The sequence below is a fragment of the Microbacterium enclense genome, from assembly GCF_004022425.1.
GTDB lineage: Bacteria > Actinomycetota > Actinomycetes > Actinomycetales > Microbacteriaceae > Microbacterium > Microbacterium enclense_A.
In genome coordinates, this window is sequence record NZ_RBZY01000101.1 from 1 (window position 1) to 6055 (window position 6055).

Sequence of the window (6055 nt, forward strand, 5' to 3'; positions counted from 1 at the left end):
ACACCGCCCCCCGGGCGTGTCGCGACCTCAGGACCCCGGAATTCCGCGGATCTGAGCACGGCGACGGACCTGGACGGTGAGAGCGAGCAGAACGGACGCGATCGCCCACGCCGCCGCGATACGAGTCAGGACCGCGTAGACGAGCGCCGTCGGTGTGATCACGGTGCCGGCGGAGGCCGTCGCGACGACGGCGATGACTCCGCCGATCACGAGAGCCGCCGGGAGCGATACCCACCAGATGACACGCACCGCATCGGGAAGGACTCGCCGCACCGGCGCGACGCCGCGACGCGACACCCACAGGAGGCCGTACGCGGTCAGGATCACAAGGCCCAGGACGCTCGACGCATGCTGCAGCCACTTGACACCCGGGAGCGGTCCCCACTGCTGATCCAAGAAGGGCATCAGCTCGACGCCGAGGCGTCCCTCGTGCGTGAACAGGTCCCACGCGATGTGCGTCACGACGCCGAGCGCGAGCGAGACGATCAGCCAGAGCAGCGCTCCCACTCCCCCGCGGAACGACTCGCGGAGTCCGTCACGGAAGCCGGCGTCCCATCGATCCGGCAGTCGATCGGCGATGACGCGGGGGGAGAGCTCTCGGACCGCGGGACGGAGCACGCATCGCCAGACGAGGAAGAGCACGAGGGCGACAACGGTGGTGATCGGTACCCACGTCGGATCGTGCGTCATCGAGTAATCGGGCCACATGCCGCGCGCGAACAACGGCAGGTCGGGCGTCATCGCCCCGATGGCGATCGCCGCCGGAACCAGCGGCGTTCGCGCGAAGGGCAGCGCGACAACGGCATGGCTCAGCGTGAAAGGCATCAGCCGACGAACACCCCGGCCAGGGTCTTCTTCCCCCGTCGGACCACGGAGACCCCACCGGGCAATCCACCGGTCACGCGGGTGTCGTCGGCGGTGACCTTGTGTCCGTCCAGAGTGACTCCCCCCTGGGCGATCGCGCGCCGCGCCTCACTGAGGCTGCTGACCAGTCCCGTGGCCGTGAGCGCATCCACGACAGTGGCGCCCGCCGGCAACGATGCATGCGGCAACTCCTCGAGAGCGCTGCGGAGGGTCGTGGCATCCAGGCTGGTGAGATCGCCCTGGCCGAAGAGAGCCTCGGTCGCCGCGACGACGGCCTCGGCGGCTTCCGTGCCGTGCACCGTCGTGATCACCTCGCGTGCCAGGCGCTTCTGCGCGGCGCGGCGGAAGGGTTCCTCCGAGACGAGACGCTCGTACTCCTCGATCTCGCCGCGGGTGAGGAAGGTGAAGACCTTCAGGCGCTCGACGGCATCGCGATCGTCGGTGTTCAGCCAGAACTGGTACATCGTCCACGGGCTGCACATCTCGGCATCCAGCCAGATGGCGTTGCCCTCGCTCTTGCCGAACTTGGTGCCGTCGCTGTTCGTGATGAGCGGCGTGCCGATCGCGTGGACCGACGCTCCCTCTACTCGGCGGACGAGATCGGTGCCGCTGGTGAGGTTGCCCCATTGGTCGCTGCCGCCCGTCTGCAGCACACAGCCGTAGGCACGGAACAGCTCGAGGTAGTCCATGCCCTGGAGGATCTGGTAGCTGAACTCGGTGTAGCTGATCCCCGCCTCGGAGTTCAGTCGAGCGCTGACCGCGTCCTTCTTCAGCATCGTGCCGACGCGGAAGTACTTGCCGATCTCGCGGAGGAAATCGATCGCGCTAAGGGGGGCGGTCCAGTCGAGGTTGTTCACCATGCGCGCGGCGCTGTCGCCCTCGAAGCTCAGGAAGCGCTCCACCTGGGTGCGCAACCGATCGACCCACGCCGCGACGGTCTCGGGGGTGTTGAGCGTTCGCTCGGCGGTCGGGCGGGGATCGCCGATCAAGCCGGTCGAACCGCCCACGAGCCCGAGCGGGCGGTGCCCCGCGAGCTGCAGGCGACGCATCGTCAGCAGCTGGACGAGGTTGCCGAGGTGCAGGCTCGGGGCGGTCGGGTCGAAGCCGCAGTAGAAGACGATGGGCGGACCGGACAGCAGCTCGCGCAACTCGTCCTGGTCGGTCGACACGTGGATGAGTCCACGCCAGACGAGCTCGTCCCACACCGAATCGAACGCGGGGTCGTTGGCGGGCGCGAGGGCGCGCACGGAAAGCTCGTCGAAGGGCGCAGACACCCGTTCAGGCTATCAGCGGCAGCGACGCGGACCCGGACTCAACCGCCCTGCACGCCCCACCACACGGTGAAGGCGGCGGCGAGCGCTGTCACCCAGCTGACCAGGCTGCCGATGAGGAAGTACTCCGCGCGATCGCCGCCCTCTCCGTCCCGGGATATCTCGGGGAAGCGGACGATGCCCTTGGCCGCGAGCACCGCGGCGAGCAACGTGTACGCCCCCGCGAGGGTCAGCGCGAACACGAGGATGCGCTCGAGCGGCCCGATGAGGCGGCCGCCCTTCAGCGTGGCCGGTGCGTCGCCCGTCGCGGGCAGCACGCGCTCACCCATCTCGGCGCGCAACGCGATGCGGACCACGGCGTTGCCCGACTCGAGGAGGAAGAGCAGACACCCCGCGACCAGGAGCAGGACGTCGATCGAGACGTCCGCGCGCGGGCCGTAGGCCTCCCACACCGAGCCCAGCAGACCGGGGCGCGAACGGGCCGGGGCGACGACGACGCACGCCGCCACCGTCACGCCGAGGAGGCCCACCGGCCACAGTCCCGTGCGAGCGGATCCGGACTCGGGGACGACCCAGGTCCAGATGGCCGCGACCGCGAGGGCGAGGATGCCGGCGACGATGGCATCCGCTCCGGCCGACATGGCGACCAGCACGGCCCCCGCGACCGCGAATGCCAGCGGACGACGACGGGTGATGAGCCGTCGGAGCAGATCGACGCCGCCGACGGCGAGCAGCAGCAGACCGGCCGCGATCATGATGTCTCCCGGGCGCTCAGGGCCAAGAACCCCTCGACGACCACGGCGGAGCCGGCCGAGGCGAGCGCTTGCGAGACCGCGGACTGAGTGATGCCCTCGTCGATGGCGAGTTCGCGTTGCGATCGCCCCACGCACCGGCCGTATGTCAAACGCCGCGTCCGCTCGCTCATCGATGACACGAGCTGGTCCCGCGACAGCGCATACGCGTTGGCCAGGGCCACGATCTGTCGCACGGAGGGGTCGGCATCCTCCACGGTGCCGAACCACGTCCGCGCGAGCGGTGCGGCACGCTGCTGCAGGGCCTCCACCCGCTCGATCGCGGACCGGGCCGCCCACCACGCGGGACCTTCGGGAATCGTGCGATCGCCGAGATCGACCGGCTGCACATCGCCGAACCCGACACCGAAACGGCAGTCGACTCCGTCGGGCAGGTTGAGTCGAACAAGAAGGAGCGACGCCGCAGCGGCCGCGATCGTCGGGTACTCTCCCTGCAGTTCGTCACCGACGACCGGCGCGAGTGGCGAGACCGCGAGCGGGACGTCAGCCTCCGCCCGCTCGATCGCCGCGCGAATCGACCGCTGCGCCGCGCCACGATCCGCGAGTCCGCGGGACCCGACGATGTCAGCGATAACGGCGGCGATCATGTGATCAGTGTATGGCTAATGTTTCGGTGATTATAAGTGTTTTACTTATTGCATGCCGAAGGCGTGCGCTGCCGTCTGCGCGCGAGACACCAGCTCCGAACGTTGCTCCGACACACGCTCGGGCGCGGTCCCCCCGGCTCCGGTGCGACTCGCGACCGATCCCTCGATCGTCAGGACGCTGCGGACCTCGGGTGTCAATGACGGCGACACGGATGCCAACAGCTCATCGTCGGCATCCTCGAGACCGATGCCGCGCTCCTCGCACGCCCGCACCAGGGCGCCGGAGATCTCGTGCGCGTCGCGGAACGGCACGCCCTGGCGAACCAGCCACTCGGCGACGTCGGTGGCGAGGGAGAAGCCCTGCGGGGCGAGCTCGGCCATGCGCGCCGTGTGGAACCGCAGGGTCGAGATCATCCCCGAGAAGGCCGGGAGCACGAGTTCGAGCGTGCGGACGGAATCGAAGACGGGCTCTTTGTCTTCCTGCAGGTCGCGGTTGTACGCCAACGGCAATCCCTTGAGCGTCGCCAACAAGCCCGAGAGGTTGCCGATCAGCCGCCCCGCCTTGCCGCGCGCGAGCTCGGCGATATCGGGATTCTTCTTCTGCGGCATGATGCTCGACCCCGTCGAGTACGCGTCGTCGAGGGTCACGAAGCCGAACTCGCGCGTGTTCCAGAGGATCACGTCTTCGGCCAGGCGGGACAGGTCGACACCGATCATGGCGGTGATGAAGGCGAACTCGGCGACGACATCGCGCGAGGCCGTGCCGTCGAGGGAGTTCTCGGACGGACGCGCGAGACCCAGACGGTCGGCGACCAGCTGGGGATCGAGGCCGAGGGTGGCACCGGCGAGCGCTCCCCCGCCGTAAGGCGAGACGGACGCCCGCACGGACCAGTCACGCAACCGCTCGATGCCGCGGACGAAGGCCCATCCGTAGGCCTGAAGGTGGTGGGCGAGAAGTACGGGCTGCGCGTGCTGAAGATGCGTGCGTCCGGGCATGATGGCCGACTCGTGAGCGGCCGCCTGCGAGACCAGCGCATCGATCAGGCGGAGGAGGTCGCGCGTGATCGTGCCCGCGTGATCGAGGAGGTAGAGGCGCACGAGCGTCGCGATCTGATCGTTGCGGCTGCGACCGGCGCGGAGCTTGCCACCGAGCGCCGGTCCGACCGCCTCGATGAGTTCGCGCTCGAGCGCCCCGTGGACGTCCTCGTCGCCGGGGGCCGCCACGAGCGTCCCGGCCCGGACGCGGTCGGCCAGCCCGTCGAGACCGGCGTGCATGTCACGTGCCTCATCGGCGGAGAGATACCCGGCGGCCTCGAGAGCGGCCGCGTGGGCGTGGGATCCGGCGATGTCGTACAGCGCGAGGTCCCAGTCGAAGTGCGTCGAGCGGCTCAGAGCCGCGAGTTCGGGGGACGGCCCGCCGGAGAAGCGGGCACCCCAGAGAGCGCCCTCGTTCGTTCCTTGACCGCTCTCACTGCTCATGGACCCAGCCTAGCGAGGGCGACGGACAGCGCCCCGCGCTCACGACGCAGGCGGCGACGGCACGGCGTCGCGCGCGGCGGGCGGTCCCGTGACACGACGGACGATGCCGTCGATGAGCGCTTCGAGCGGGCCGCGCCCGACCAGCAGAGCCCAGACCGTGCAGCCGACGACCAGACCCAGGGTCAGCGGGAGGAACAACCCCGCGTCGCGCACGCCGACGAGGTCGGACGTGTCGCCCAGCACCGCGGCGGCGAACACCGCCCACACCACGATCTGCAGGACGTAGGCGGTCAGCGGCATGGACCCGACGGCCCGGAGAGGGATCGCGAGCCACCGCAGCGGCGTGCCGCACACCAGCAGGCACACCCCGATCACGGCGAAGGCGAAGCCGCCGGAGCCGACGACCTCTCCCAGCCCCGAGGAGTGAGCCTCGGCACTCCCGACGGCCGCGAGGTACGGGTCGTCGGCGAGCGCGGAACCGAACGTCGCGGCGCCGCCGTAGCCGATGGCGGCGAGCGCGGCGCCGATGGCGGTGACCCGCACCTGCACGGCGACGCGGCGCAGGTCGAGCCTGCCGAGTCCCATCCCCGCGAGGAGGAACGCGATCCACACCGGGAACGGATACGCCCAGCCCACGAAGGCCGCCAGCTCGTCCCCGCCGAGGCCGCTCCAGATCGGCGCGGCGTCGAGGACCGGGTACACCCACGGCATGACCACCGCGACGAGGCCCGCCGCGAGGAACAGCCATCGGGCCCGCAGGCCCAGGAACGGGATCGACAGAGCGAACAACACCGCGTAGGCGGGCAGGATCACGTAGACCGGCACGCCCGTCATCACGAGCAGGATGCCGATCGCCCACAGCAGCGCCCCGCGCAGGGCGATACGCCCCGACGCCCGTGTCCGGGCGGAACCGGTGAGCGGCCGGGTCGCCCCGGTCACCAGCGCGATCGACACGCCGGCGAGGGTCGCGAACAGAATCGACGAGCGCCCGTTGACGACGTCGGTCCAGGTCGCGGGATCGTCGGCGGAGAAGGGATCGATC

Annotated in this window: 6 protein-coding genes; all 6 read right to left on the bottom strand. The window is 70.1% G+C overall.

The features are described from left to right. Window positions 1-27: 27 nt before the first annotated feature. Complete coding sequence (locus tag D8Y23_RS16015) at window positions 28-825, bottom strand: DUF4184 family protein (protein ID WP_128219036.1); 798 nt, start codon at window positions 823-825, stop codon at window positions 28-30. Then, on the bottom strand, window positions 825-2138 hold the full coding sequence (tyrS, locus tag D8Y23_RS16020) for a tyrosine--tRNA ligase (RefSeq protein ID WP_128219037.1): 1314 nt from the start codon (window positions 2136-2138) through the stop codon (window positions 825-827). The genes D8Y23_RS16015 and tyrS overlap by 1 nt, the downstream gene beginning before the upstream one ends. A 38-nt stretch (window positions 2139-2176) precedes the next feature. After that, on the bottom strand, window positions 2177-2890 hold the full coding sequence (locus D8Y23_RS16025; protein ID WP_128219038.1) for a hypothetical protein: 714 nt from the start codon (window positions 2888-2890) through the stop codon (window positions 2177-2179). Beyond that, the gene (locus D8Y23_RS16030; RefSeq protein WP_128219039.1) at window positions 2887-3534 is read right to left on the bottom strand and encodes a SatD family protein; all 648 of its coding nucleotides are present in this window, start codon (window positions 3532-3534) and stop codon (window positions 2887-2889) included. The genes D8Y23_RS16025 and D8Y23_RS16030 overlap by 4 nt, the downstream gene beginning before the upstream one ends. Window positions 3535-3579: 45 nt before the next feature. Next, window positions 3580-5013 carry an argininosuccinate lyase gene (argH, locus tag D8Y23_RS16035; protein ID WP_128219040.1) on the bottom strand — a complete coding sequence of 478 codons (1434 nt, stop codon included), beginning with the start codon at window positions 5011-5013 and terminating at the stop codon, window positions 3580-3582. 39 nt (window positions 5014-5052) lie between these two features. Continuing rightward, a partial coding sequence (locus D8Y23_RS16040) for a DUF418 domain-containing protein (protein ID WP_128219041.1) occupies window positions 5053-6055 on the bottom strand: 1003 nt, incomplete at its 5' end.